The following is a 4,117-nucleotide window of genomic DNA, read 5'->3' as shown; positions in this document are numbered from 1 at the left end:
TCGATTCGTATTATAGCATAAAAAAGCACCTTTCAGTTTTAAACCGAAAGGTGCTTTTACTTTTAATATCAGTCTTTACTATCTGACTATCTCTTAAGAGTAAAATGCCCTCTTAACTCTTTTGTTACATTCTCTTCTGTGTATTCTACTCTAAACCAGTAATCACTTGATGGCAATGGCTCTCCATTATAAGTACCATCCCAACCAGCTTCTACTGGACTGATTTGCTTGAGTAACTTTCCGTAGCGATCAAAGATATAAATATTTGCTGTAGGATCGAAATCAGCTATACCTATGATATTCCAATTCTCATGAATCATATCTCCATTAGGTGTAAAATAATCTGGAAAATCTACAACGCCTACAGTAAGTTCTACTTCACCACAGCCTTGAGGATCTTTTATGATCACTGTATGTGTTCCTGGACTTACGTTTGTAAATTCATTACTCTCCTGAAATGGCCCTCCATCAATATTAAATACATAAGGAGCTCCTAGCCCTTCTGCACTTACAGCTACCGTATGGTTGTCTGCAAAGGCACCATTGACTAAGGTAAACCCAAAGGTTACTGGAGCCTGAGATACCGTTACTTCCGTGCCTGCTGTTGTAAAGCAACCACTATCAAGCTGAGTAATTGTAACTTCATAAGTACCTCCTGCTAAAGCCTCTATCGATGGTCCTGTCTCCCCTATAACCTCTTCTCCATTTAAGCTCCATACAAATGTAAATAATAAAGGATCTAAGCCTGTTTCTATTACTGGGGGAGATGGCGCTGAACCTGGCGCTGAACCTATAGGTAACCCATTTGCATCCACACATAATCGATAGCTCTCTGGTAAGGTTATTACAGGTAACTGCTCTACTTTTAAGATCACTTCCACGATCTCAAAACATCCCGTAGAGACATTATCTACACGTGCATAAATAATCTGTGGGTTGATGATGTTTGTATAACTAGCTCCTAATGGATTGGCACCTTCTGTAGCATTCTCTAAGGTCTCGTAGAATGCTAAATCGAACAATAACGGGTCTTGATCATCTAATATTTCGGCTATAATAGCTTCAATGCGTTCCCCTGTTTGTAAATCAAAACTTGTAAAACCATCGTTGTCTCCTTCGGTATCACATAAAGTATAGGGCTCAGCTGGTGTGACTGCTCGTGCGCCTTCTCTAACTTCGATATCGAAAAACAAAACACCGCCTATATAACAATCTGTTGCGCCGTTTCTAATACCTACATAAATCATTTGAGGATTGGTTAGATTCTGATAATTGACAGGATCTACGATAGGGTTGATACCTGCTAAGGCATCTGCAGGATCTTCATAAAAACTTACCTGATTGTTTACCATATCTTGACCTAATAGAATCTCTTCGGTCTTTGTCGTTAAATCAAAAATAGCGAAGCCATCAGAAGGTGGCTCTTCACAAATAATAAAAGGATCTACATCTGCAGTATCGGTTGGTAATAAATCTACACGTATCTCTAACTCAACGATCTCAAAACATCCTAAAGGACTGTCTGGATCTGTCACACGGATGTAAATAATTTGTGGGTTAGTCGCGTTTTCGTGTGCACTCGCATTTGGTATTGCATCAAGTGGATCTCCTATTTCTGCGGCGGCTTGCGTTTCAAAATATCCGAGAACGTAGTTTTCGCCATCTAGTATTTGTGCCGCACGAATTGTTAAGTCAAATTCCTGTGTCCCGTCTCCTTCGGTATCACATAAGGCTATAGGGTCTGGCTGTTCTGGCTCAGGGTTAGGCAACACACGCAAGGTTAATGTAATACTTGTATCTGCACAAAGGGTGTTTCCATCTGTAACGCGCACAAACAATACTTGGATGCCTTGTTCTATATTGGTGTAAGTTGTTGCTGGGTTGATAGGGTTTGTATTTGCTTGCGCATCTACTAGCATCTCAAAATATTGAACGCCTACTCCTGAGGCACCACCTGTAATTAAATCGTCTTGTGTGGTTAGATCAAACGTGGTAAAACCATCGTTTGGCATCCCTAGATCATCACACATATTAAAAGGATCTGGCTGAATAACCGTTGGCCCTGGAACGGCTTCTATCATAAAGCTAGCGATTCTAAAGCACTCTGTATCATCATTAGTTAAGCGTACCCAAATCTCTTGAGGGTTTACCGTGTTTGTGAAAGCAGTAGGGGTTGCTATATCTGGTGTTCCTGCTTCTGCTGCTACTAAACTTGTGTGGTAGCTAATGGTAAAAGCTGCAGGATCTTGTGTCCCGTAAATAGCTGTTTGATTTTGAGTTAAATCAAAAATCGCTATTCCATCCATCTCTGGGTCACAAACGACTATATCGTCTAATGTTACAGGAATCTCGGGAGTTGGGTTAACGATCAATTCTAGCTCGATAACTCGGAAACATCCTGTTGATGGTCCTGGTGCTGGACCTACAAAGGTTGCTCTAACAAAAATAGTTTGACCTCCGGATATAATATTACTATAAGGACTCAATAGCGCAAAGCTGCCATTGATAGCATCCAGCTCTGTCTCGTGGTAGGTAATCCCTACTCCTGGCTCTCCTCCTATTATCTCGATATCTTTATCAGTTAATGTAAAATCTGTAAAGCCATCGTTGTTAATATCACAGCCTTCTAATGGTGTAGGTGTTACTGGCGTTGGTAATGGATTCACTATAAGATCTAGCGTGATTGCTCCATCATCAATAACACAACTGCTGTTAACATCAGCTGCTCGTATAAAAATGGTCTGTACCGATGGCGTTATATTTTGATACGCATTTGCAGGATCGATAGGGTTCACTTCTGCTTGCATTTCTGCTAAAGTTTCATAAAACGTGATCGATATACCGGTATTGTTATTTGTGATCTCTGCTATTTTACTTGTTAAATCAAAAATCTCTATTCCATCATCTGGACCTAAAATATCTGTATCATCACATAACTCTAGTGGCGTTGGTGCAACTAATGCTGGCGGAAGTTCAACGCGTAAGGTTACCGTTGCTTCACTCTCACAGTCATTATTTACATCACGTACAACGATAAATATTGTTTGAGGGTTTGTTGTGTTGGTAAAAATAGTAGGGTTTGTAATAGGCGCTGTCATCGCCATATCGGTAAAGTACGTTACAACATAAGGACCTCCTCCTAACATCAATAATTGTGGCTCAACATCGGTTAGGTTAAACGTCGCAAATCCATCGCCGTCGTCATCACAGACAATAAGATCGTCTGGAGCGATAAGGTTAGGACTCTCCGCTACTCGTAGATTAACGCTCGTGGTACTAAAGCAACCTGTAGCCAAATCTGTTAATCGAATATGGATCACTTGTAGAAAAGCAACTTCATTATCATAAGGACTTGCCAATGGCAATACATTATTGACAGCATCTTCAGGTGTAATATGGTAACTTACTTGAAAATTCCCTGCGGGATCTCCACTGACTACTTGCTCGTCTGCATCGGTTAAGGTAAAACTACCAAAACCATCATTGTCATTATCACAGTAAATTAAATCGTCTGGTGTGATAATGGTAGGGCGTGGTATTACCCTCAAAACACTCATAAAGACACCAAAGCATCCTGTCGCGCTATTTTCTACTCGTACCCATACATCTTCTGGATTTAATGTATTGGTATAATTTGAAGAATAAGGCAAAAAGGCGTTTTCAGCATTGAGCTGCGTCTCATAATAACTTACCGTTAAACCTGGTACTCCGCCAGTAATTGCAAAATTGTTATCATCTAAATCAAAGTCTGTAATACCATCTGCTACCTCATCATCACAGGCAGTGATTTCTGGAATAACATTAAAAACAGGCGTTTGACCTAATGTTAAATTAAAACTCACTACTGTTGTACAAAGTTCAGCTCCTGTTACATCACCGCCCTCAAAGTTTACCGCACGTACCCATATAATAGCATTACTACTCACAAAAGCAGTAGCTGGATCAATAAAAGGAGTCCCAGCTATAGCATCTGCCTGACTCTCATGGTACGTCAAACTAACATCTACTAATGTGTTTAAAATTTCAGCATCTTTACTCGTTAAATCAAAAGTCTCAAATCCATCACCGTCTAAATCACAAAGAAAAAAATCTGAAATAGGATCTGTAATTGCAGGGG

General features: G+C 40.1%; 1 protein-coding gene. It reads right to left on the bottom strand.

Going from position 1 to position 4,117, the window contains the following annotated elements; translation table 11 throughout:
* Positions 1-86 precede the first annotated feature (86 nt).
* Positions 87-2,486 carry a T9SS type B sorting domain-containing protein gene (locus tag Q0C58_RS01065; RefSeq protein ID WP_290696482.1) on the bottom strand — a complete coding sequence of 800 codons (2,400 nt, stop codon included), beginning with the start codon at positions 2,484-2,486 and terminating at the stop codon, positions 87-89.
* Positions 2,487-4,117 lie beyond the last annotated feature (1,631 nt).

This window comes from Lacinutrix sp., assembly GCF_023299985.1.
Lineage (GTDB): Bacteria > Bacteroidota > Bacteroidia > Flavobacteriales > Flavobacteriaceae > Lacinutrix.
This window is presented reverse-complemented; position numbering and strand designations above follow the sequence as displayed.